This is a genomic window from Cellulomonas sp. HZM, assembly GCF_000708885.1.
Classification (GTDB): domain Bacteria; phylum Actinomycetota; class Actinomycetes; order Actinomycetales; family Cellulomonadaceae; genus Cellulomonas.
On sequence record NZ_JEOE01000004.1, the window covers coordinates 85,033 to 108,035 of the forward strand.

At 68.8% G+C, this 23,003-nt stretch carries 15 protein-coding genes and 1 pseudogene; 10 read left to right on the forward strand and 6 right to left on the reverse strand.

Annotated features, from left to right (window positions below; all coding sequences use genetic code 11):
- Positions 1-128 precede the first annotated feature (128 nt).
- From dnaK (AW16_RS0104050) to AW16_RS16825, 4 genes are all read left to right on the forward strand, one after another.
- Positions 129-1,985 (forward strand): molecular chaperone DnaK, encoded by a 1,857-nt coding sequence (gene dnaK, locus AW16_RS0104050; protein ID WP_029288432.1) that lies wholly within the window; start codon positions 129-131, stop codon positions 1,983-1,985.
- Entirely contained in the window at positions 1,982-2,620 is a 639-nt protein-coding gene (grpE, locus tag AW16_RS0104055; protein ID WP_029288434.1) for a nucleotide exchange factor GrpE, read from the forward strand. Before dnaK (AW16_RS0104050) ends, grpE (AW16_RS0104055) begins: the two co-directional genes overlap by 4 nt.
- A gap of 82 nt (positions 2,621-2,702) precedes the next feature.
- Positions 2,703-3,683, forward strand: a complete 981-nt coding sequence (locus AW16_RS0104060) for a DnaJ C-terminal domain-containing protein (RefSeq protein ID WP_029288435.1) — start codon at positions 2,703-2,705, stop codon at positions 3,681-3,683.
- 10 nt (positions 3,684-3,693) lie between these two features.
- On the forward strand, positions 3,694-4,140 hold the full coding sequence (locus AW16_RS16825) for a heat shock protein transcriptional repressor HspR (RefSeq protein ID WP_029288446.1): 447 nt from the start codon (positions 3,694-3,696) through the stop codon (positions 4,138-4,140).
- A 63-nt stretch (positions 4,141-4,203) separates the two neighbouring features.
- On the opposite strand, the gene AW16_RS0104070 is transcribed toward AW16_RS16825, so the two are convergent.
- On the reverse strand, positions 4,204-5,469 hold the full coding sequence (locus tag AW16_RS0104070) for an ROK family transcriptional regulator (RefSeq protein WP_034648113.1): 1,266 nt from the start codon (positions 5,467-5,469) through the stop codon (positions 4,204-4,206).
- A gap of 213 nt (positions 5,470-5,682) precedes the next feature.
- Here AW16_RS0104070 and AW16_RS0104075 point away from each other — a divergent pair.
- Positions 5,683-6,714: pseudogene (locus AW16_RS0104075) on the forward strand (ABC transporter substrate-binding protein); the annotation flags it as partial.
- A 182-nt stretch (positions 6,715-6,896) separates the two neighbouring features.
- Here AW16_RS0104075 and AW16_RS0104080 read toward each other — a convergent pair.
- The gene (locus tag AW16_RS0104080) at positions 6,897-8,282 is read right to left on the reverse strand and encodes an ABC transporter substrate-binding protein (RefSeq protein WP_034648114.1); all 1,386 of its coding nucleotides are present in this window, start codon (positions 8,280-8,282) and stop codon (positions 6,897-6,899) included.
- A gap of 213 nt (positions 8,283-8,495) precedes the next feature.
- Between AW16_RS0104080 and AW16_RS0104085 the strand changes: the two genes are divergently transcribed.
- A complete protein-coding gene (locus AW16_RS0104085; protein ID WP_034648113.1) occupies positions 8,496-9,761 on the forward strand; it encodes an ROK family transcriptional regulator in 1,266 nt (421 codons plus the stop codon).
- 63 nt (positions 9,762-9,824) lie between these two features.
- On the opposite strand, the gene AW16_RS0104090 is transcribed toward AW16_RS0104085, so the two are convergent.
- The 4 genes from AW16_RS0104090 to dnaK (AW16_RS0104105) all read right to left on the reverse strand — a co-directional run bounded on the left by AW16_RS0104090 (position 9,825) and on the right by dnaK (AW16_RS0104105) (position 13,836).
- On the reverse strand, positions 9,825-10,271 hold the full coding sequence (locus AW16_RS0104090) for a heat shock protein transcriptional repressor HspR (protein WP_029288446.1): 447 nt from the start codon (positions 10,269-10,271) through the stop codon (positions 9,825-9,827).
- Positions 10,272-10,281: 10 nt separating this feature from the next.
- Positions 10,282-11,262: a DnaJ C-terminal domain-containing protein gene (locus AW16_RS0104095; protein ID WP_029288435.1), complete on the reverse strand. Its 981-nt coding sequence runs from the start codon at positions 11,260-11,262 to the stop codon at positions 10,282-10,284.
- Between the two features lie 82 nt (positions 11,263-11,344).
- Positions 11,345-11,983 carry a nucleotide exchange factor GrpE gene (gene grpE / locus AW16_RS0104100; RefSeq protein WP_029288434.1) on the reverse strand — a complete coding sequence of 213 codons (639 nt, stop codon included), beginning with the start codon at positions 11,981-11,983 and terminating at the stop codon, positions 11,345-11,347.
- Positions 11,980-13,836, reverse strand: a complete 1,857-nt coding sequence (gene dnaK / locus AW16_RS0104105; RefSeq protein ID WP_029288432.1) for a molecular chaperone DnaK — start codon at positions 13,834-13,836, stop codon at positions 11,980-11,982. Before dnaK (AW16_RS0104105) ends, grpE (AW16_RS0104100) begins: the two co-directional genes overlap by 4 nt.
- A 303-nt stretch (positions 13,837-14,139) precedes the next feature.
- On the opposite strand from dnaK (AW16_RS0104105), the gene AW16_RS0104110 reads away from it, so the two are divergent.
- The 4 genes from AW16_RS0104110 (at position 14,140) to AW16_RS0104125 (ending at position 22,888) form a co-directional block, all read left to right on the forward strand.
- Positions 14,140-16,110, forward strand: coding sequence for a class I SAM-dependent DNA methyltransferase (locus AW16_RS0104110; protein WP_029288430.1), 1,971 nt, complete (start codon positions 14,140-14,142; stop codon positions 16,108-16,110).
- Entirely contained in the window at positions 16,107-17,354 is a 1,248-nt protein-coding gene (locus AW16_RS0104115; protein WP_156044045.1) for a restriction endonuclease subunit S, read from the forward strand. The genes AW16_RS0104110 and AW16_RS0104115 overlap by 4 nt, the downstream gene beginning before the upstream one ends.
- Positions 17,354-20,530: a type I restriction endonuclease subunit R gene (locus AW16_RS0104120; RefSeq protein ID WP_051681658.1), complete on the forward strand. Its 3,177-nt coding sequence runs from the start codon at positions 17,354-17,356 to the stop codon at positions 20,528-20,530. Before AW16_RS0104115 ends, AW16_RS0104120 begins: the two co-directional genes overlap by 1 nt.
- A gap of 72 nt (positions 20,531-20,602) precedes the next feature.
- Positions 20,603-22,888: a hypothetical protein gene (locus AW16_RS0104125; RefSeq protein ID WP_051681655.1), complete on the forward strand. Its 2,286-nt coding sequence runs from the start codon at positions 20,603-20,605 to the stop codon at positions 22,886-22,888.
- Positions 22,889-23,003 lie beyond the last annotated feature (115 nt).

Below are 23,003 nucleotides of genomic sequence, written 5' to 3' on the forward strand. Positions count from 1 at the left end.
GAGAGTTGAGCCCAACAGACTCAAGTTCGCCGCCCCGAGGTTGCGCATCGCGCAACGCAGGGGCAAGGTTGAGCGTGGCGGACTCAAGAGGCTGTCCGAGACATCCAGCAAGGAAAGAAGGCACGCACATGGCACGAGCAGTCGGCATCGACCTCGGCACCACCAACTCCGTGGTCGCCGTCCTCGAGGGTGGCGAGCCCACGGTCATCGCCAACGCCGAGGGGTCGCGCACGACGCCGTCGGTGGTCGCGTTCTCCAAGACGGGCGAGGTGCTCGTCGGCGAGATCGCCAAGCGCCAGGCCGTCACCAACGTCGACCGCACCATCACGTCCGTCAAGCGTCACATGGGCACGGACTGGTCGGTGGAGATCGACGACAAGAAGTACACCGCGCAGGAGATCAGCGCGCGCGTGCTGTCGAAGCTGAAGCGCGACGCGGAGGCCTACCTGGGCGAGCCCGTCACCGAGGCCGTCATCACGGTCCCGGCCTACTTCAACGACGCCGAGCGCCAGGCGACGAAGGACGCGGGCACCATCGCGGGCCTCAACGTCCTGCGCATCATCAACGAGCCCACCGCGGCGGCCCTGGCCTACGGCCTCGAGAAGGGCAAGGAGGACGAGCTCATCCTCGTCTTCGACCTCGGTGGCGGCACGTTCGACGTCTCGCTGCTCGAGGTGGGCAAGGACGACGACGGCTTCTCGACGATCGAGGTCCGCGCGACCTCGGGCGACAACCGCCTCGGCGGCGACGACTGGGACAACCGCATCGTCGACCACCTGGTGGCCGAGGTGAAGAACTCCACGGGCGTCGACCTGTCCAAGGACAAGATCGCCCTGCAGCGTCTGCGCGAGGCCGCGGAGCAGGCCAAGAAGGAGCTGTCGTCCGCGACGAGCACCAACATCTCGCTGCAGTACCTCTCGATGAGCGAGAACGGCCCGGTCCACCTGGACACCAAGCTCACGCGCGCGCAGTTCCAGCAGATGACGCAGGACCTCATCGACCGCACCAAGGCCCCGTTCAACGCGGTGATCCGCGACGCGGGCGTGAAGCTCTCCGAGATCGACCACGTGGTCCTCGTCGGCGGCTCGACCCGCATGCCCGCGGTCACCGAGGTCGTCACCGAGCTCACGGGCGGCAAGGAGCCCAACAAGGGCGTCAACCCCGACGAGGTCGTGGCCGTCGGTGCCGCGCTGCAGGCCGGCGTCATGAAGGGCGACCGCAAGGACGTCCTGCTCATCGACGTCACGCCGCTGTCGCTCGGCATCGAGACCAAGGGCGGCGTGATGACCAAGCTCATCGAGCGCAACACGGCCATCCCGACGAAGCGCTCGGAGATCTTCTCGACCGCCGAGGACAACCAGCCCTCGGTGCTCATCCAGGTCTTCCAGGGCGAGCGCGAGTTCGCGCGCGACAACAAGCCGCTGGGCACGTTCGAGCTCACCGGCATCGCGCCGGCCCCGCGCGGCATCCCGCAGGTCGAGGTCACGTTCGACATCGACGCGAACGGCATCGTGCACGTGTCCGCCAAGGACCGCGGCACGGGCAAGGAGCAGTCGATGACGATCACCGGCGGCTCGGCCCTCCCCAAGGAGGACATCGACCGCATGGTCAAGGAGGCCGAGGAGCACGCGGCCGAGGACAAGAAGCGCCGCGAGGACGCCGAGGCCCGCAACTCCGCCGAGCAGCTCGTCTACTCGACCGAGAAGCTGCTCGTGGACAACGCGGACAAGCTGCCCGACGACGTCAAGACCGAGGTCCAGGCCAAGGTCGGCGAGCTGAAGGTCGCGCTCGAGGGCACGGACGCCGACGAGGTGAAGGCCAAGACGGCCGAGCTCTCGACCGCCGCGCAGAAGATCGGCGAGGCGATCTACGCGAACCAGGGCTCCGCTGACGCGCCGGCCGACGAGCAGCCCGCTGCGTCGTCGTCCGCCGCCGATGAGGACGTCGTGGACGCCGAGGTCGTCGACGACGAGGAGACCAAGTGACCGACGAGAACCGCACCCCCGGGCCCGGGCAGGGCCCGGGGGGCGACCCCGAGGAGCAGCCGCGCTTCACGGACAAGCGGCGCATCGACCCGGAGACGGGCGCGGTGCGCACGCCGGCCGAGGACGCGCTGGCCGAGGCCGAGGCGACGCTCGACGCCGCTGAGGAGTCGGTGGTGCTCGAGGGCCTGGTCGAGGCGCAGAAGCTGGCCGCCGAGCGGCTCGACGAGCTGCAGCGCGCGAACGCGGCGCACTACAACCTCGAGCAGCAGTACTCGGCGTACGTGAAGCGCTCGAAGGCAGAGGTGCTCGCGGCGCAGGACCGCGGCGTGGCGAACGTCGTCGAGGCGCTCATCCCGGTGCTCGACGACATCGAGCTGGCTCGCCAGCACGGTGACCTGACCGGCCCGTTCGCGTCGATCGCGGAGAAGCTCGAGGCGACCCTCGGCCGATTCGGCGTCGAGCGGTACGGCGCGGCCGGCGAGCCGTTCGACCCGGCGGTCCACGAGGCGCTCATGCACGCGCACTCGGCGGACGTCACCGAGCCGACGGTGCAGATGGTGCTCCAGCCCGGCTACCGCACGGCCGACCGCGTGCTGCGTGCAGCACGCGTCTCGGTCGTCGACCCGGAATCCTGACGCGCGACGTCCGAGCGGGCGCGCGTCGGCAGCGACGCCGCCCGCTCGGACGAGACGCAGGAACGACGAACGAGGAGGTCGGGTGACCGGGCAGGACTGGATCGAGAAGGACTTCTACAAGGTCCTCGGTGTGGCCAAGGACGCCGACGCGGCGACCATCAAGAAGGCGTACCGCAAGCTCGCCCGCACCAAGCACCCCGACCACAACCCGGGCGACGCCAAGGCGGAGGCCGAGTTCAAGGAGATCGGCGAGGCCTACGCCGTGCTCTCCGACGCGGAGCAGCGCTCGCAGTACGACCAGCTGCGCGCCATGACCGGTGGCGCCCGCTTCCAGGCGGGCGGTCGCGGCGGCGGCGCGGGTGGGTTCGAGGACATGTTCAGCTCGATGTTCGGCGGGGGCGCGGGCCAGGGTGGCCGCGTGCGCTACTCGACGGGTGGCGGCGGCCAGGCCAACCTCGAGGACCTGCTGGGCGGGATGTTCGGCGGTGGCGGTGGCGGCTTCCAGCGGGGGCCGCAGCGCGGCGTCGACCTGACCGCGAGCGTCACGCTGCCGTTCCGCGACGTGACCGCGGGCTCGACGGTGTCCCTGTCGGTCGAGGGTCGGACCGTCAACGCGCGCATCCCCGCGGGGGTGCGCGACGGCCAGAAGATCCGGCTGCGCGGCAAGGGCCGCCCGGGCGAGCGGGGCGCGGAGCCGGGCGACCTCGTCGTCACGGTGCACGTCACGCCGCACCCGGTGTTCTCCGCCGACGGCGAGAACCTGCGCGTCACCGTCCCGGTCGCGTTCGACGAGGCGGCGCTCGGGGCGACCGTCGAGGTGCCGACCCTCGACGGCGGGACCGTGAAGGTCAAGGTCCCCGAGGGCACCCCGAGCGGGCGCGTGCTGCGCGTCAAGGGTCGCGGCATCGCCGGCCCCAAGTCGACGGGTGACCTGCTCGTCACCGTGCAGGTCGTCGTGCCGCAGCGGCTCACGCCCGCGGCGCGCGAGGCCGTTCAGGCGTTCGGCATCGCGACCTCCGGCGAGGACGTGCGCGCCGGGCTGATGGAGCAGGCGCGGCAGTGAGCGGGCGGCCGTGAACGAGGACGCACCGCAGTTCGTCATCTCCGTGGCCGCCGACCTGGCGGGCATGCATCCGCAGACGCTGCGCCAGTACGACCGGCTCGGGCTCGTCGTGCCGCGGCGCACGTCCGGCCGCGGCCGCCGCTACTCGCTGCGCGACATCGCGCACCTGCGCGAGGTGCAGCGGCTCTCGCAGGACGAGGGCGTCAACCTCGCCGGGATCAAGCGGATCCTCGACCTCGAGCGCGACGTCGAGCGGCTCACGCGGCAGGTCGACTACCTGCGGGCGTTCGTCGACCCGGGCCGGCGCGTGTTCACCGCGGACGCACGCGGTGACGTCGTCGCGACCCGGCGCGTGCCGCGCCAGCCCCGCGTGGCGCAGCCGCCGCGCGCGATCGCCGCGGCCGGCGCAGTGGTGCTGTGGCGCCCGAGCGAGCGGTCGACCGGCAGGTCGGGGTGACCGGTCCGGCGACCGCTGACCCACGCGACCGTCCCAGGTCGTGAGCCCGCGGCAGCGCGCGCGTCAGACCTGCGCGATCCGCACCCCCGGCGCACCGGGCAGCGCGCGGACCGGGCTCACGGCCGACGAGGCACGCGGCGCGAGCTCGCTCTGCAGCACCAGCGCCGCCCCGCCGATCGCCGCCGACTCCGACGCGTGCGTCGAGATGACGACCTCCACGGGGTGCGACGCGCGCGCGAAGAACCCGCGGACCAGCCGTTGCTGGATCGCCGGCACGTAGAGCGACCCGGCGTGCGCGAACGACGGCCCGGTGAGCACGACGAGGTCGAGGTCCATGATGTTCGCGAGCGCCTGCACCGCCACCGCGACGTAGCGCGCGGAGTGCTCGACGATCTGCACGGCGGGCTCGGTGCCCGCGAGGGCGGCGCGGGCGAGCGCGGCGAAGTCCTCCGCCACCCCGATGCCGGGCAGCTCGATGCCGGCCTGGCGGGCTGCGGAGACGGATGCCGCGGGTCCGGCGAGGGCCTCGACGCAGCCGTCGCTCCCGCACCAGCACGGCGGCCCGTCGACCTGCACGCAGATGTGGCCGATCTCCGCGGTGTTGCTGCTGGCCCCGCGGTAGAGGTCGCCGCGCACCATGACGCCGGCGCCGATGCCTGTGCCCATGTAGATGGCTGCGAAGCTGCGGTCCGCCTCGCGCGAGCCCGACCAGTACTCGCCGACGGCGGCCGCCGTCGCGTCGTTCTCGAGCATGACGGGCAGGCCGGTCGCGTCGTGCAGCGCATCGGACAGGGGGAAGTCGGTCCACGCCTGCATGGGTGGTGGCGCCAGGGCCATCCCGCCTGAGCCGGCGACCGAGCCGCCGAGCGGCCCGGGGGACACGACGCCCAGGCCGACGATGCGGTCGGCGTCGACCCCCACCTGCGCGACGAAGGTGCGCAGCTCGGTTCCGACGCGCGCGACGACCTCGTCGGGTGCGTCGGCACCCGCGCCGGGCCGTCGCCAGCGGCCGACGATCGAGCCGCCGAGGTTGGCGAGCACGTAGGTGATGCCCGAGTGGTCGAGGTGCACGCCGATCGCGAAGCGCGCGTCGGGATCGAGCGCGAGCAGCACCGCGGGCTTGCCCCCGGTGGACTCGGCGCGCCCGGTCTCGACGACGAGCCCGTCGTCGATGAGCCGCCGGACCACGGTCGACACCGTCGCACCGGTCAGCCCCGTGGCCCGTGTGAGCTCGACGCGGCTGATGGTGCCCGCGCCGCGGATGACGTCGAGCAGCGCCGCTCGCGTGGACAGGTGGGCGACGCCCCCGCCCCCGGGCCCGGTGCTCATCGGTCCTCCGCTCGTCGTGCTCGTCCCGCGCCACACGGTAACGGTTGCGCATCGTCGGACGGTGCTCCGCCACCGGCCTGTTGACTTACTTTAGATACCGAACTAAGAATGTCTCCCGGGAGGAAGGGCCGCTCCCACGGCCCGGGCGATGGCGCCCTCCACGCCGGTTCGTCGTCACTGACGTCGTCGTCCGGCCCGTCGAGAGGATCAACGATGTTCCACGCGCGACACCCGCGGCTCGCCGCCGCAGCGGCTGCCACCGCAGTCGTCCTCACGCTGACCGCCGCCTGCTCGAGCGGCAGCGACGACACGTCCGACGACGCGGCGACCGGCGGCTCCACCGCCGGAACCCCGTCGGGCGACATCCTCGTCCTGACCAACCGCACCGACCTCGTCGACTCCAAGCTCAAGGAGTACGCCGCGACGTTCGAGCAGAAGTACCCCGAGGTCACGGTGAAGTTCGAGGCCCTCACGGACTACGAGGGCGAGGTCAAGACGCGCATGAGCACCAAGGACTACGGCGACGTCCTGCTCATCCCCAACAGCGTCTCGGCCGCCGACTACAAGGACTTCTTCGAGCCGCTCGGCAAGACCGACGAGCTCGCGCAGAAGTACCACTTCACTGGCGAGGCCGCGTTCGACGGCATCACCTACGGCATGGCAACGTTCGGCAACGCGAACGGAATGGTCTACAACAAGGACGTCTTCACGAAGGCCGGCATCACGGACCTGCCGACGACGCCCGAGCAGCTCATCAGCGACCTGCAGGCGGTCAAGGACAAGACCGACGCGATCCCGTTCTACACGAACTACAAGGACGGCTGGCCGCTGACCTGGCCGCAGAACCTCATGGGCGCGGTCTCGGGGGACAAGGACGCGGGCGTGAAGATGGCGGCCGACGACGCACCGTGGACCTCCGGCAAGGAGAAGTACACGCTCGACTCGCTGCTCTACGACATCGCGAAGGCCGGCCTCATCGAGCCCGACCCGACGACCACCAACTGGGAGAGCTCGAAGAACCTCATCGGGACCGGCAAGGTCGCCGTCATGGCGCTCGGCTCGTGGGCCGTCCCGCAGATGCAGGACGCGGCCACGAAGGCCGGCGGCTCGGCCGACTCGATCGGCTTCATGCCGGCGCCGTTCCAGGTGGACGGGAAGTTCACGTCGCCCATCGCCGGTGACTACAAGAACGCGATCAACATCAACTCGAAGCACAAGGCCGCGGCCCGTGCGTGGATCGACTGGTTCACGGCCGACTCCGGCTTCTACGACTTCGCCGGCGGCCTGCCGACCGTCATCGGCCAGCCCGCCCCCGCGACGCTCAAGGACTTCGAGGCGACCGGCGTGCAGTACCTCGAGATGACGCCCGAGCCGAAGCTCACGCTCATCGACAACCAGGCCGAGATCGGCCTGAGCCAGCCCGACTACTACCGCCAGCTCGTCGACTCGGCGCGCGGTGCGCTCAAGCAGAGCAAGGACCAGATCTTCGAGGGCCTGAACAAGAAGTGGGCCGCGGCCCACTTCTTGTTCAGGCCCTCGAAGATCTGGTCCTTGCTCTGCTTGAGCGCACCGCGCGCCGAGTCGACGAGCTGGCGGTAGTAGTCGGGCTGGCTCAGGCCGATCTCGGCCTGGTTGTCGATGAGCGTGAGCTTCGGCTCGGGCGTCATCTCGAGGTACTGCACGCCGGTCGCCTCGAAGTCCTTGAGCGTCGCGGGGGCGGGCTGGCCGATGACGGTCGGCAGGCCGCCGGCGAAGTCGTAGAAGCCGGAGTCGGCCGTGAACCAGTCGATCCACGCACGGGCCGCGGCCTTGTGCTTCGAGTTGATGTTGATCGCGTTCTTGTAGTCACCGGCGATGGGCGACGTGAACTTCCCGTCCACCTGGAACGGCGCCGGCATGAAGCCGATCGAGTCGGCCGAGCCGCCGGCCTTCGTGGCCGCGTCCTGCATCTGCGGGACGGCCCACGAGCCGAGCGCCATGACGGCGACCTTGCCGGTCCCGATGAGGTTCTTCGAGCTCTCCCAGTTGGTGGTCGTCGGGTCGGGCTCGATGAGGCCGGCCTTCGCGATGTCGTAGAGCAGCGAGTCGAGCGTGTACTTCTCCTTGCCGGAGGTCCACGGTGCGTCGTCGGCCGCCATCTTCACGCCCGCGTCCTTGTCCCCCGAGACCGCGCCCATGAGGTTCTGCGGCCAGGTCAGCGGCCAGCCGTCCTTGTAGTTCGTGTAGAACGGGATCGCGTCGGTCTTGTCCTTGACCGCCTGCAGGTCGCTGATGAGCTGCTCGGGCGTCGTCGGCAGGTCCGTGATGCCGGCCTTCGTGAAGACGTCCTTGTTGTAGACCATTCCGTTCGCGTTGCCGAACGTTGCCATGCCGTAGGTGATGCCGTCGAACGCGGCCTCGCCAGTGAAGTGGTACTTCTGCGCGAGCTCGTCGGTCTTGCCGAGCGGCTCGAAGAAGTCCTTGTAGTCGGCGGCCGAGACGCTGTTGGGGATGAGCAGGACGTCGCCGTAGTCCTTGGTGCTCATGCGCGTCTTGACCTCGCCCTCGTAGTCCGTGAGGGCCTCGAACTTCACCGTGACCTCGGGGTACTTCTGCTCGAACGTCGCGGCGTACTCCTTGAGCTTGGAGTCGACGAGGTCGGTGCGGTTGGTCAGGACGAGGATGTCGCCCGACGGGGTTCCGGCGGTGGAGCCGCCGGTCGCCGCGTCGTCGGACGTGTCGTCGCTGCCGCTCGAGCAGGCGGCGGTCAGCGTGAGGACGACTGCGGTGGCAGCCGCTGCGGCGGCGAGCCGCGGGTGTCGCGCGTGGAACATCGTTGATCCTCTCGACGGGCCGGACGACGACGTCAGTGACGACGAACCGGCGTGGAGGGCGCCATCGCCCGGGCCGTGGGAGCGGCCCTTCCTCCCGGGAGACATTCTTAGTTCGGTATCTAAAGTAAGTCAACAGGCCGGTGGCGGAGCACCGTCCGACGATGCGCAACCGTTACCGTGTGGCGCGGGACGAGCACGACGAGCGGAGGACCGATGAGCACCGGGCCCGGGGGCGGGGGCGTCGCCCACCTGTCCACGCGAGCGGCGCTGCTCGACGTCATCCGCGGCGCGGGCACCATCAGCCGCGTCGAGCTCACACGGGCCACGGGGCTGACCGGTGCGACGGTGTCGACCGTGGTCCGGCGGCTCATCGACGACGGGCTCGTCGTCGAGACCGGGCGCGCCGAGTCCACCGGGGGCAAGCCCGCGGTGCTGCTCGCGCTCGATCCCGACGCGCGCTTCGCGATCGGCGTGCACCTCGACCACTCGGGCATCACCTACGTGCTCGCCAACCTCGGCGGCTCGATCGTCGGCCGCTGGCGACGGCCCGGCGCGGGTGCCGACGCACCCGACGAGGTCGTCGCGCGCGTCGGAACCGAGCTGCGCACCTTCGTCGCGCAGGTGGGGGTCGACGCCGACCGCATCGTCGGCCTGGGCGTCGTGTCCCCCGGGCCGCTCGGCGGCTCGGTCGCCGGCTCAGGCGGGATGGCCCTGGCGCCACCACCCATGCAGGCGTGGACCGACTTCCCCCTGTCCGATGCGCTGCACGACGCGACCGGCCTGCCCGTCATGCTCGAGAACGACGCGACGGCGGCCGCCGTCGGCGAGTACTGGTCGGGCTCGCGCGAGGCGGACCGCAGCTTCGCAGCCATCTACATGGGCACAGGCATCGGCGCCGGCGTCATGGTGCGCGGCGACCTCTACCGCGGGGCCAGCAGCAACACCGCGGAGATCGGCCACATCTGCGTGCAGGTCGACGGGCCGCCGTGCTGGTGCGGGAGCGACGGCTGCGTCGAGGCCCTCGCCGGACCCGCGGCATCCGTCTCCGCAGCCCGCCAGGCCGGCATCGAGCTGCCCGGCATCGGGGTGGCGGAGGACTTCGCCGCGCTCGCCCGCGCCGCCCTCGCGGGCACCGAGCCCGCCGTGCAGATCGTCGAGCACTCCGCGCGCTACGTCGCGGTGGCGGTGCAGGCGCTCGCGAACATCATGGACCTCGACCTCGTCGTGCTCACCGGGCCGTCGTTCGCGCACGCCGGGTCGCTCTACGTGCCGGCGATCCAGCAACGGCTGGTCCGCGGGTTCTTCGCGCGCGCGTCGCACCCCGTGGAGGTCGTCATCTCGACGCACGCGTCGGAGTCGGCGGCGATCGGCGGGGCGGCGCTGGTGCTGCAGAGCGAGCTCGCGCCGCGTGCCTCGTCGGCCGTGAGCCCGGTCCGCGCGCTGCCCGGTGCGCCGGGGGTGCGGATCGCGCAGGTCTGACGCGCGCGCTGCCGCGGGCTCACGACCTGGGACGGTCGCGTGGGTCAGCGGTCGCCGGACCGGTCACCCCGACCTGCCGGTCGACCGCTCGCTCGGGCGCCACAGCACCACTGCGCCGGCCGCGGCGATCGCGCGCGGCGGCTGCGCCACGCGGGGCTGGCGCGGCACGCGCCGGGTCGCGACGACGTCACCGCGTGCGTCCGCGGTGAACACGCGCCGGCCCGGGTCGACGAACGCCCGCAGGTAGTCGACCTGCCGCGTGAGCCGCTCGACGTCGCGCTCGAGGTCGAGGATCCGCTTGATCCCGGCGAGGTTGACGCCCTCGTCCTGCGAGAGCCGCTGCACCTCGCGCAGGTGCGCGATGTCGCGCAGCGAGTAGCGGCGGCCGCGGCCGGACGTGCGCCGCGGCACGACGAGCCCGAGCCGGTCGTACTGGCGCAGCGTCTGCGGATGCATGCCCGCCAGGTCGGCGGCCACGGAGATGACGAACTGCGGTGCGTCCTCGTTCACGGCCGCCCGCTCACTGCCGCGCCTGCTCCATCAGCCCGGCGCGCACGTCCTCGCCGGAGGTCGCGATGCCGAACGCCTGAACGGCCTCGCGCGCCGCGGGCGTGAGCCGCTGCGGCACGACGACCTGCACGGTGACGAGCAGGTCACCCGTCGACTTGGGGCCGGCGATGCCGCGACCCTTGACGCGCAGCACGCGCCCGCTCGGGGTGCCCTCGGGGACCTTGACCTTCACGGTCCCGCCGTCGAGGGTCGGCACCTCGACGGTCGCCCCGAGCGCCGCCTCGTCGAACGCGACCGGGACGGTGACGCGCAGGTTCTCGCCGTCGGCGGAGAACACCGGGTGCGGCGTGACGTGCACCGTGACGACGAGGTCGCCCGGCTCCGCGCCCCGCTCGCCCGGGCGGCCCTTGCCGCGCAGCCGGATCTTCTGGCCGTCGCGCACCCCCGCGGGGATGCGCGCGTTGACGGTCCGACCCTCGACCGACAGGGACACCGTCGAGCCCGCGGTCACGTCGCGGAACGGCAGCGTGACGCTCGCGGTCAGGTCGACGCCGCGCTGCGGCCCCCGCTGGAAGCCGCCACCGCCACCGCCGAACATCCCGCCCAGCAGGTCCTCGAGGTTGGCCTGGCCGCCGCCACCCGTCGAGTAGCGCACGCGGCCACCCTGGCCCGCGCCCCCGCCGAACATCGAGCTGAACATGTCCTCGAACCCACCCGCGCCGCCGCCGCGACCGCCCGCCTGGAAGCGGGCGCCACCGGTCATGGCGCGCAGCTGGTCGTACTGCGAGCGCTGCTCCGCGTCGGAGAGCACGGCGTAGGCCTCGCCGATCTCCTTGAACTCGGCCTCCGCCTTGGCGTCGCCCGGGTTGTGGTCGGGGTGCTTGGTGCGGGCGAGCTTGCGGTACGCCTTCTTGATGGTCGCCGCGTCGGCGTCCTTGGCCACACCGAGGACCTTGTAGAAGTCCTTCTCGATCCAGTCCTGCCCGGTCACCCGACCTCCTCGTTCGTCGTTCCTGCGTCTCGTCCGAGCGGGCGGCGTCGCTGCCGACGCGCGCCCGCTCGGACGTCGCGCGTCAGGATTCCGGGTCGACGACCGAGACGCGTGCTGCACGCAGCACGCGGTCGGCCGTGCGGTAGCCGGGCTGGAGCACCATCTGCACCGTCGGCTCGGTGACGTCCGCCGAGTGCGCGTGCATGAGCGCCTCGTGGACCGCCGGGTCGAACGGCTCGCCGGCCGCGCCGTACCGCTCGACGCCGAATCGGCCGAGGGTCGCCTCGAGCTTCTCCGCGATCGACGCGAACGGGCCGGTCAGGTCACCGTGCTGGCGAGCCAGCTCGATGTCGTCGAGCACCGGGATGAGCGCCTCGACGACGTTCGCCACGCCGCGGTCCTGCGCCGCGAGCACCTCTGCCTTCGAGCGCTTCACGTACGCCGAGTACTGCTGCTCGAGGTTGTAGTGCGCCGCGTTCGCGCGCTGCAGCTCGTCGAGCCGCTCGGCGGCCAGCTTCTGCGCCTCGACCAGGCCCTCGAGCACCACCGACTCCTCAGCGGCGTCGAGCGTCGCCTCGGCCTCGGCCAGCGCGTCCTCGGCCGGCGTGCGCACCGCGCCCGTCTCCGGGTCGATGCGCCGCTTGTCCGTGAAGCGCGGCTGCTCCTCGGGGTCGCCCCCCGGGCCCTGCCCGGGCCCGGGGGTGCGGTTCTCGTCGGTCACTTGGTCTCCTCGTCGTCGACGACCTCGGCGTCCACGACGTCCTCATCGGCGGCGGACGACGACGCAGCGGGCTGCTCGTCGGCCGGCGCGTCAGCGGAGCCCTGGTTCGCGTAGATCGCCTCGCCGATCTTCTGCGCGGCGGTCGAGAGCTCGGCCGTCTTGGCCTTCACCTCGTCGGCGTCCGTGCCCTCGAGCGCGACCTTCAGCTCGCCGACCTTGGCCTGGACCTCGGTCTTGACGTCGTCGGGCAGCTTGTCCGCGTTGTCCACGAGCAGCTTCTCGGTCGAGTAGACGAGCTGCTCGGCGGAGTTGCGGGCCTCGGCGTCCTCGCGGCGCTTCTTGTCCTCGGCCGCGTGCTCCTCGGCCTCCTTGACCATGCGGTCGATGTCCTCCTTGGGGAGGGCCGAGCCGCCGGTGATCGTCATCGACTGCTCCTTGCCCGTGCCGCGGTCCTTGGCGGACACGTGCACGATGCCGTTCGCGTCGATGTCGAACGTGACCTCGACCTGCGGGATGCCGCGCGGGGCCGGCGCGATGCCGGTGAGCTCGAACGTGCCCAGCGGCTTGTTGTCGCGCGCGAACTCGCGCTCGCCCTGGAAGACCTGGATGAGCACCGAGGGCTGGTTGTCCTCGGCGGTCGAGAAGATCTCCGAGCGCTTCGTCGGGATGGCCGTGTTGCGCTCGATGAGCTTGGTCATCACGCCGCCCTTGGTCTCGATGCCGAGCGACAGCGGCGTGACGTCGATGAGCAGGACGTCCTTGCGGTCGCCCTTCATGACGCCGGCCTGCAGCGCGGCACCGACGGCCACGACCTCGTCGGGGTTGACGCCCTTGTTGGGCTCCTTGCCGCCCGTGAGCTCGGTGACGACCTCGGTGACCGCGGGCATGCGGGTCGAGCCGCCGACGAGGACCACGTGGTCGATCTCGGAGAGCTTCACGCCCGCGTCGCGGATCACCGCGTTGAACGGGGCCTTGGTGCGGTCGATGAGGTCCTGCGTCATCTGCTGGAACTGCGCGCGCGTGAGCTTGGTGTCCAGGTGGACCGGGCCGTTCTCGCTCATCGAGAGGTACTGCAGCGAGATGTTGGTGCTCGTCGCGGACGACAGCTCCTTCTTGGCCTGCTCCGCGGCCTCGCGCAGACGCTGCAGGGCGATCTTGTCCTTGGACAGGTCGACGCCCGTGGAGTTCTTCACCTCGGCCACCAGGTGGTCGACGATGCGGTTGTCCCAGTCGTCGCCGCCGAGGCGGTTGTCGCCCGAGGTCGCGCGGACCTCGATCGTCGAGAAGCCGTCGTCGTCCTTGCCCACCTCGAGCAGCGAGACGTCGAACGTGCCGCCACCGAGGTCGAAGACGAGGATGAGCTCGTCCTCCTTGCCCTTCTCGAGGCCGTAGGCCAGGGCCGCCGCGGTGGGCTCGTTGATGATGCGCAGGACGTTGAGGCCCGCGATGGTGCCCGCGTCCTTCGTCGCCTGGCGCTCGGCGTCGTTGAAGTAGGCCGGGACCGTGATGACGGCCTCGGTGACGGGCTCGCCCAGGTAGGCCTCCGCGTCGCGCTTCAGCTTCGACAGCACGCGCGCGCTGATCTCCTGCGCGGTGTACTTCTTGTCGTCGATCTCCACCGACCAGTCCGTGCCCATGTGACGCTTGACGGACGTGATGGTGCGGTCGACGTTGGTGACGGCCTGGCGCTTGGCGATCTCGCCGACGAGCACCTCGCCCGTCTTGGAGAACGCGACCACCGACGGCGTCGTGCGCGACCCCTCGGCGTTGGCGATGACCGTGGGCTCGCCACCCTCGAGGACGGCGACCACGGAGTTGGTGGTGCCGAGGTCGATGCCGACTGCTCGTGCCATGTGCGTGCCTTCTTTCCTTGCTGGATGTCTCGGACAGCCTCTTGAGTCCGCCACGCTCAACCTTGCCCCTGCGTTGCGCGATGCGCAACCTCGGGGCGGCGAACTTGAGTCTGTTGGGCTCAACTCTCGAGCGGCCATGGTTGTTCCCGGCTGCTCACGACTTCCGCAGACCCGGGCAACTCGGTCCGGTTCGCGCTGCGCCGCTTCGCTGAACCACCGGCGCGCTAGCCTCACGAACGATCAGTGGCGACCGGGCCTCTCGCTCGCGCGCCGTGAGGTACGTCGAGAGTCGAGGCAACACCGGTGAGCAAGCTCAGCAGCTTCGTGTGGGGGATCGCGGACCAGCTGCGCGGCCCGTACCAGCAGCACGAGTACGGGTCGGTCATCCTGCCGATGACGATCCTGCGCCGGCTCGACGCGATCCTCGAGCCCCATCGCGAGCAGATCGCCGGCCTGATCGCCGGCGTCGACTCCGAGATGCGCCAGGCCTCGCTCGTGCGGCAAGCCACGGGGCTGCGGTTCTACAACACCTCGAAGTTCACGCTCACCGGCCTGCTGCAAGACCCGGACGGCCTACAGGCCAACCTCGTGGAGTACGTGCACTCGTTCTCCTCCGCGATCGACGTGTTCGACCGGTTCAAGTTCGACGAGGTCGTCGCCAAGCTCGCCGAGAAGGACCGTCTCTACCTGGTGGTCGAGCGGTTCACGAAGGTGGACCTGCACCCGGACGTCATCTCGAACTCCGACATGGGCGATCTGTTCGAGGATCTGATCCGCCGCTTCGCCGAGGCGTCCAACGCCACTGCCGGTGACCACTTCACGCCGCGCGACGCGGTCCGCCTCGTCGTCGACCTGATATTCGCCGAGGACAACGCCGCCCTGGCCGAGAAGGGCGCCGTCCGCACGGTCTACGACCCCACGGCAGGCACCGGCGGCATGCTCTCGTTGGCCGAGGAGCACCTGCGCGACGAGAACCCCGACGCGCGCCTGACCCTGTACGGGCAGGAGATCAACGACCAGTCGTACGCGATCTGCAAGTCCGACCTGCTCGCCAAGGGCCAGAACCCGGACAACATCAAGCTGGGCGACACCCTGGCTGACGACCAGTTCCCCGGCCAGACCTTCGACTACTGCCTGGCCAACCCGCCCTACGGCGTGGACTGGAAGGCGTCGGAGAAGGCGGTCAAGGACGAGCACAAGCGCGGGTTGGCCGGCCGGTTCGGACCGGGGCTCCCGGGCGTCGGCGACGGGCAGATGCTCTTCCTGCTGCACCTCGCCTCGAAGATGCGCCCGGCGTCGCAGGGCGGCGGGCGCGTCGGGGTCGTGATGAACGGGTCACCGCTGTTCAACGGCGGCGCCGGCTCGGGACAGTCGGAGATCCGTCGCTGGCTGCTGGAGAAGGACCTGGTAGAGGCGATCGTCGCACTGCCGACGGACATGTTCTTCAACACCGGCATCTCGACGTACGTGTGGGTGCTCGACAACACCAAGTCCGACGAGCGGGCCGGCAAGGTGCAGCTCATCGACGGCTCCGGGCGTTCGAGCAAGATGCGCAAGTCGCTCGGCTCCAAGCGCGTCGAGATCAGCGACGTCGACCGCAAGGCGATCCTCGCCGACTACGCGTCGTTCGAGACCAGCGAGACCTCGAAGATCTTCGACACGCAGGACTTCGGCTACTGGACCATCACCGTCGAGCGCCCGCTGCGCCTGTGCTTCACCTGCACGGCCGAGCGGGTCGCTCTCGTACGCGACGAGCCCAAGCTCAAGGCCGTCGACCGCGACCGACTGGCGGACGTGCTCGCCACGTTCGGCGAGCACGTCTACCTCAACCGCGACGCATTCATGAAGGACCTCGGCAAGCACCTCGGCTCGAACGGCGTCACGCTCACGACGCCGCAGCGCCGCACGCTGTGGCTGACGATCGGCGAGCGGGACGAGACCGCCGACGAGGTTCGCGATGCCAAGGGCGATCCGGAGCCCGACCCGAAGCTGCGCGACACCGAGAACATCCCCTTCGGCTGGAACAGCACACCCAAGACCGCCGACGCCGACGGCACCGAGCGCGCCGTGATCGACGCGTACATGCAGGCCGAGGTGCTGCCGCACGTTCCCGACGCCTGGGTCGACCGAACCAAGACCAAGGTCGGCTACGAGATCCCGTTCACCCGACACTTCTACACCTACGTCCCGCCGCGGCCGCTCGAGGAGATCGACCGGGACCTCGACGCGCTCGTGGGGGAGATTCTCGGCCTGCTGCGCGAGGTTGAGGCGTGACGACGACTCTCGGACGCCTGGTGGAGCTCAACCCACCAACACCAGCCTTCGACGCCCTGCCAGCCGACAATGCCGTCCTGTTCGTGCCGCTCGAAGCTGTGTGGCCCGACGGCCGCGCAGACTGGGAGCGCCGTCCACCGAAGCACGCCGTCGAGAGCGGCTACACACGATTCGACGGGGGCGACATCCTGCTTCCGAAGATCACGCCGACCTTCGAGGCGGGACGGGTAACTACAACGCCGAATGTGCCAGGCGCGGCAACGACCGAAGTCCATGTATTGCGGGCCCGCGCTAACACATGCGCGCAGTTCGTCACGTACCTATGCAGGTCTCAGCCATTCCTTCAAGAGGGCGCAACCACCCTTCAGGGCGTTGGAAACCTCCGGCGCGTTCCGATCGACTTCATCAAGCGCTTTCCCGTTGTGGTGACTGACATGGCGGAGCAGCGGGCGATTGCGGACTTCCTGGACGAGCAGACGTCGCGGATCGACACGCTGATCGACAAGCAGACCCAGCTCATCACAACCCTCCGGGAACGCCGCACCGCAACCATCAAACACTTCGTGACCTGCGGAGCAGAGGGGGAGGCGGAACTCCGTCAGACGTCGATCCGCTGGCTCCCAATGGTGCCCAAAGAATGGCGCGTCGGCCCACTTAGGCATTTTGCGCAGTTCACAACAGGATGGACACCACCGACCGGCGACGACGCGATGTATGACGGCGAGCACCTATGGGCAAATATCTCGGACATGCGCGCGAAGCGCATATCCAGCACTTCCAAGCGACTCAGCACTGCGGCCATTGACGGCCAGGCACTCTCGAACCCCGGCGATCTCCTGTTCTCATTTAAACTCAGCGTCGGCCTCGTGTCCCTCGTTGAGCGTCCGATGTACACCAACGAGGCCATAGCGACTTTTAGGGAAAGCCCGTACCTCCGGATGGACTACGCCTATTACGCGCTGCCGGTGTTCGTCCCGAAGAACGCCAACACAAACATCTACGGTGCACCTTTACTCAACGGAGCGCTGATCCGATCCGCACAGTTTGCCTGCCCGCCGATTCACGAGCAGGAACGGATCACGAGGGCCGTGGATCAGAGCGTTGAACGTATTGACGCCCTCATCTCCAAGACAGAGCGGCACGTCGCCCTCGCGAAGGAGCGCCGGGCGGCGCTGATCACGGCGGCCGTAACCGGCCAGATCGACGTGCGCAGCGCGCGCCGGGCGACGCAGGGGGTGGCGTGATGGCGGACTACAACGAGAAGCCGTTCGAGTCCGAGCTGTGCGCCCACCTCGCGAGGCACGGCTGGCTGTATTCGCTGACGGACCACGAGCCGGGCGCGGAGTACGACCGGGAGCGGGCGATCATCCCGGGCGACGTGCTGGGCTGGTTACAGGACACACAGCCGGAGGAGTTCGCCAGGTCGGTGAAGGCCGGCACGTCGCGGGAGCCGGCCGCGACAAGCGCGCTGCTGGACCGGCTGTGCAAGGTGCTCGACACCCCGGCCGACCAGGGTGGCGGCGCGCTGAACGTGCTGCGGCGCGGGTTCAAGCACGTGTCGTCGTCGTTCCGGATGTGCCAGTTCAAGCCGGCGACCTCGCTGAACCCGACGACGCTGGCGGACTATGCCACAGTCCGGGTTCGGGTCATGCGGCAGGTGCACTTCTCGACGAAGGACAACCGGTCACTCGACCTGGTGCTGTTCGTCAACGGCCTGCCGGTGGCGACGCTGGAGCTGAAGACGGACTTCACGCAGTCGGTCGCCGAGGCGATCGATCAGTACAAGAAGGCTCGTCAGCCCAAAGACCCCGGTGGGCACGTGCAGCCGCTGCTCGGGTTTGGCAACCGCGCGCTCGTGCACTTCGCGGTGTCGAACGAGGAGGTGTGGATGACCACCCGCCTCGCGGGGGACAAGACGCACTTCCTGCCGTTCAACGCGGGCGACGGCCACGGCGGCAAGGGCAACGCCCCGAATCCGTTCGGCTCGGCCACGTCTTACCTGTGGGAGAAGGTCCTCGAGCGGGACGCGTGGCTGACGATTTTGGGCAAGTTCTGCCACGTCGAGACGCGGCAGTCGCGTGACCCGATCAGCGGTGCGGTGTCGAAGTCGACGACGCTGCTGTTCCCGCGCTACCACCAGTGGGAGGCCGTCACCGCGATGGTGGCGCACGCCCGTCAGCACGGACCAGGGCAGAAGTACCTGATCCAGCACTCGGCCGGATCAGGGAAGACGAACTCGATCGCGTGGACGGCGCACCGGCTGGCGCGCTTGTTCGACGACCAGGACCGCAAGGTGTTCGACACGGTCATCGTCGTCACCGACCGCACCGTGCTGGACGACCAGCTGCAGGTCGCCGTCCGTCAGATCGACTCGGCCGACACCGGGTCGTCGGGCGGCGAAGGCATCATCACGACCGTCGACGAGGTCGAGGCCCGCAAGTCGGGCTCAAAGTCCCAGGCGCTGGCTCAGGCGCTAACGGGCGGCAAGCTGATCGTCGTCGTCACGCTGCAGACCTTCCCGTTTGCGATGGAGGCCATCGCCGAGAACCGGGGCCTCGCCGGCCGGACGTTCGCCGTGATCGCCGACGAGGCCCACTCGTCGCAGTCGGGTGCGACGGCCGGGAAGATCCGCACGATCCTGTCCGCCGCGGAGAAGGCAGACCTGGACGACGGCGGCGAGATCTCCGTGGAGGACGAGCTCGCCGCCGAGATGACCGCACGGGCGACTACGCCGAACGTGTCGTTCTTCGCGTTCACGGCGACCCCGAAGGCCAAGACGCTCGAGCTATTCGGTACCCCGGACGCCGACGGCATCCCGCGGCCGTTCCACACGTACACGATGAAGCAGGCCATCGAGGAGGAGTTCATCCTCGACGTGCTGCGCGGCTACCAGACCTACGACACGGCGTGGCAGATCGCCCGGAGCGTCGCGGGTGTCCCGCAGCCGGAGGAGGGCTACGACAGCCCCGTCGAGCAGGCGTTCGAGGACATGCTCGTCGACAAGGCCGCCGCGACCAAGGGCCTGATGCGGTGGGTGAAGCTGCACCCGACGAACATCAGCCAGAAGTGCGCGATCATCGTCGAGCACTTCCGCGAGAACGTCGCCCACCTGCTCGACGGGCACGCCAAGGCGATGGTCGTCACCGATTCCCGCAAGGCCGCGGTCCGGTACAAGACGCAGATCGACGCCTACATCGCCAAGCGCGGGTACACCGACATCGGCACCCTCGTCGCGTTCTCCGGGTCAGTCGAGGACGCGGACACCGGGCCGGGGCAGTTCACCGAGTCGTCGATGAACCCGACCAAGGTCGGGTCGCAGATCGCCTCGGCATTCTCCGGGCCTGAGTACAAGGTGCTGCTCGTCGCGAACAAGTTCCAGACGGGCTTCGATCAACCGCTGCTGTCCGCGATGTACGTCGACAAGCGCCTGTCCGGCGTCCTCGCGGTGCAGACACTCTCGCGGCTCAACCGTACCTACCGGACCCCGTCGGGGGTGCGCAAGGACGTCACGTTCGTCCTGGACTTCGTCAACGACCCCGAGGAGATCCGCAAGTCCTTCGAGCCGTACTACACCGACGCTCGCCTGGAGACGACGACAGACCCGAACGTCGTCCACGACATCTCCGCCAAGCTCGACCAGGCCGCCGTGTTCACCGAGGCACAGGTAGACGCCTGCGTTGCAGCGTGGGTAGGACGCGCCGGCAACAACGCGCTGGCGGCGACGATCAAGCCGGCCCGCGACGAGTTCACGAAGCGGTACACCGACGCCGTCCGGCGCGAGGACACTGCCGAGGTAGAGGCGCTCGACCAGTTCCGCAAGGACGTCGGCACGTTCGTGCGGCTCTACGACTTCATGAGCCAGGTCGTCGACTACGCCGACACCCAGCTCGAGAAGCGCGCGATCTTCCTGCGCCTGCTCGAGCGGTACATCCGGCCGTCGACCGTGACGGCGGAGATCGACGTGTCGGACGTCGTGCTGAAGAAGATCAAGCACACGCCCGGCGAGACCCAGGACATCACGCTCGGTAGCGGAGCCGGGCTCCGCGGAGTCGTCGCCGCGGGCTCCGGCAAGGCACCCGACCCTGTGCTGATCGCGTTCCAGGCCGTCATCGACCGGCTCAACGACCTGTTCGGTGCCGAGTTCTCGCGCAGCCAGGTGGAAGGGTTCGTCGACACCCTCGGCGCCGTGCTGCTGGAGAACGAGGCGCTCGTCGAGCAGGCGCGCGTCAACTCCCGCGTGCAGTTCCTCGAGTCTCCCGACCTGTCGGACGCCGTCGTCGACGCGGTGTTCGCCAACCAGCACTCACACAACGCGATCGCCGACTACATCGCCTCGGGGAACACCGACTCCCACCGGCTCATCGCCGAGATCGGCGCGATGATCCACGCGGCGGCGAGCACGCTACCAAGCACGGCTTAACGACCTGGGGTCGACCTCAACACGGCGCACGTTCCAGCGTCAGCAACTCGTCACTCGATCGAAAGGGATCCGATGGTCGCCGAGGACCTTGGTCGCGAGTTTGAGCAGAGGGCTCTCGCCGTCGCACGAGCAAAGCACGACCCATCCGGCTTGCAAGGTGCTGTCGAGTTTGAGGGCGCGGAGCACGACGGCGCCTTCATCGACGAAAACTCCATCAACGTCTACGAGTTCACCACGTTGCGCACGAAAGACAAAGCCAATAAGGACGGCGGGAAGCTCGCCCGCTTGATAAAGCACCTCTTGTCGGATGCCAAGAACCGGTACAAGAGCGCGACAGGTTATTTCGTCACTCAGCAAGAGCCGGAGATCGAGCAGAAGAAGGCTATCGACGCCATTGCGAGAGCCCACGGCGTGACTCTGCACTGCCTCAGTTTCCTGACGCTGCAGAAAAGCCTCGTCGACGTCGAGGGGTACATCGCCTTACGGCGAAACGCGCCGTTCGGCAGCGCCTCGGCGCTCCTTACGTCCACCCCCACCCCAACTCGCAGTTACGTCGAGCCGACGCTCAACCTTGCATCTACCGGAGAGGCGACGAAGGTAAATGATGTCGTCCGCGAAGTTGAGCGGGGCGCGCGACTCGTCGTTACGGGCGATTTTGGAATCGGAAAGAGCGCAGCGCTCAAGGAGATGTTCGGGCGGCTTCGTTCGGCTTACTTTCAAAAGCCGAACGAGCGCAGATTCCCGATTCACGTCAACATTCGTGATTGCGTTGGCCTTCGTTCGCCTCGCGAGATTCTCCAACGACACGCTGAAGAGATTGGCTTTGCCGGCTCGAATGGACTCATCGCTGCCTGGCGAGCCGGCCACGCCGATCTTCTTCTCGATGGGTTCGACGAGCTCGTGCCGACGAGGTGGGTTGGAACGGCCCGCGACCTCAAGGCGATCCGTTGGCAGACACTCGCTCCAGTACGCCAACTTGTCGCCGACACTCCACCGAACGCGTCGGTTGTCATCTCGGGCCGACCCCAGTACTTCGCTTCCCAGAAAGAGCTGTACGACACGCTGGGCATGCCGACGTGCGTTCACTTTGAGTTGCTTGACTTTGACGACAAGCAAGTCGAAGCACTTATTGGGGACGTTGATCTCCCGGCCTGGCTCCCATCTCGGCCGCTCTTCGTCGAGTATCTAGCTCAAACTCCCGACGTCATGTCTTCCGAACTGCTCGGCGCCGTAGAACGTGGGCGAGGATGGCGGCGCCTAATCCGCCTGGTGTCGGAGCGCGAGGCCGGGCGAGTTACGTCGATTCCTGCCGAGACTTTCGAGTCCCTTGTGGCCCGGATCGCGCTTGTTGCACGCGAGGACTCAGACGGGCGCGGCCCCATCTCGCTCGAAAGCATGCGCCGCGCGTTTTACGACATCTGTGGATATGAAGCCGAGGAAGAGGGTGTTCAGGCACTGCTTCGCCTACCTGGGCTCGCGCGCTCCAACGGTTCTGGAACCGAGGAGATGCGGACATTTGTAGACTCCGACTTCGCAGATGCCGCGTTCGCAATCGACCTCTCGCGCTACCTAGCCGCTCCATACGCCGAACACCCCATGCGCTCCCGGGCAAGGTGGTCGACAACCAGTTCAGCCCTCGTAGCGGAAGTGGCCGCAGACGAACTCATTAGCGGCAAGTTCGACGGCTCCGCGATCGCTGCCTGCATGCAGGCAAGATCGAATGAAGGACTGTACGACGCCATCCTGTTCGACGCCGCATCCGTTCTGGCGCTCGTGCCGTCTGCGCGGGAAGTAAGGCCCAGCCCGTTCCTCGCAGATCTGCTGATCGAACGACTGGAACTCGCCGACGAGGATGCAGCTCTTGGCGACGCAACGTTGTCGGGGTGCTTGATCGAGACCCTGGACGTGTCAGAGATCGTCGAGGGAACAAGTTTCCCGACCTTTCAGAATTGCGACATTGGGACGGTCGAAGGCTGGCGGAGCATCCCGGAAAGCCTCGCGGGCCACTTCTCGAACTGCACGATCCACGCGTTCGAGGGGGCCGAGCGGACCACAGCGGGCCTGCTCCGCCAGGATCTGCCCAACCCACACCGCGTTGCCCTAACGATCTTGAAGAAGGTCTATGTGCAGGCGGGCGGTGGTCGCCAGCTGCCTGCTCTTTCACGAGGGCTGCCGCTTGAACTTCGTCCCCTTGTCGACGAGGTTGTGCAGCAGCTCAGCGGCCTCGGCTACCTGGAGCTCGCGGACGGCCGCGGGGTCGTCGTCGTTCGCCCGGTACGGCGAGCTCGACGGGATGTCCTGGCGATCCTTGAGGCACCCGCCACGATCGGTATGGCTATGGGCGCGCAGGGCGGCTGAACATCACGGGTCGGTTCGCCGGCACGAATGACCATCAGCGGTAGGTCTAAGTGACCCCATCAGGCGGACGCCTAACTCTGTGTCGTTGCGATGTTCAATGTGAGTCGTCGCAACG

Excerpts from the sequence above, each read along its gene's own strand:
- AW16_RS0104125 (WP_051681655.1), top strand. The coding sequence starts at position 20,603 with ATGGTCGCCGAGGACCTTGGTCGCGAGTTTGAGCAGAGGGCTCTCGCC.
- AW16_RS0104085 (WP_034648113.1), top strand. The coding sequence starts at position 8,496 with ATGAGCACCGGGCCCGGGGGCGGGGGCGTCGCCCACCTGTCCACGCGA.
- dnaK (WP_029288432.1), bottom strand. The coding sequence starts at position 13,836 with ATGGCACGAGCAGTCGGCATCGACCTCGGCACCACCAACTCCGTGGTC.
- AW16_RS0104080 (WP_034648114.1), bottom strand. The coding sequence starts at position 8,282 with ATGTTCCACGCGCGACACCCGCGGCTCGCCGCCGCAGCGGCTGCCACC.
- AW16_RS0104120 (WP_051681658.1), top strand. The coding sequence starts at position 17,354 with ATGGCGGACTACAACGAGAAGCCGTTCGAGTCCGAGCTGTGCGCCCAC.
- dnaK (WP_029288432.1), top strand. The coding sequence starts at position 129 with ATGGCACGAGCAGTCGGCATCGACCTCGGCACCACCAACTCCGTGGTC.
- AW16_RS0104070 (WP_034648113.1), bottom strand. The coding sequence starts at position 5,469 with ATGAGCACCGGGCCCGGGGGCGGGGGCGTCGCCCACCTGTCCACGCGA.